Source organism: Roseovarius roseus (assembly GCF_043355935.2).
Taxonomy (GTDB): domain Bacteria; phylum Pseudomonadota; class Alphaproteobacteria; order Rhodobacterales; family Rhodobacteraceae; genus Roseovarius; species Roseovarius roseus.
The window spans coordinates 1-598 of the sequence record NZ_JBHFPE020000068.1; the positions used below are offsets into that span (position 1 = coordinate 1).

General features: G+C 56.0%; 1 protein-coding gene. It reads right to left on the reverse strand.

Annotation, left to right across the window (positions count from 1 at the left end):
• Positions 1-73: 73 nt before the first annotated feature.
• Positions 74-598, reverse strand: a 525-nt coding sequence (gene istB / locus ACEWPL_RS19495) for an IS21-like element helper ATPase IstB (RefSeq protein WP_420744416.1), incomplete at its 5' end; no start/stop codon positions are given.

Below are 598 nucleotides of genomic sequence, written 5' to 3' on the forward strand. Positions count from 1 at the left end.
TGTTGATTGTCACTGAGAACTGACCCGGCATTGTCACCGAGATCTGACCCACCCAGTTGTTATGATCTGCTGATCACGATGGCGTCAATGCTGTTGCCTCCTTTCGCTTTTTCTTGGCTGTTTCGGAGCTGGCCTTGAAGCGGTAGCTGTCATTGCCGGTCTCCAGGATGTGGCAGCGATGGGTGAGACGATCGAGCAGTGCTGTGATCATTTTGGCATCGCCAAAGACGCTGGCCCATTCGCTGAAGCTCAGGTTGGTGGTGATGATGACGCTGGTGCGTTCATATAGCTTACTGAGAAGATGGAAGAGCAACGCGCCGCCAGAGGCGCTGAACGGCAGGTATCCCAGCTCATCCAGGATCACCAAGTCGGTTTTCACCAGCACTTCTGCGATCTTCCCCGCCTTGCCTTGGGCCTTTTCCTGCTCCAGCGCGTTGACCAGTTCAACCGTCGAGAAGAAGCGAACACGCTTTCGGTGATGCTCAATGGCCTGAATGCCGAGGGCGGTGGCGACATGCGATTTCCCGGTTCCAGGGCCTCCGATCAGCACCACATTCTCAGCCGCGTCCATGAACTCGCATCGATGAAGTTGGCGGAC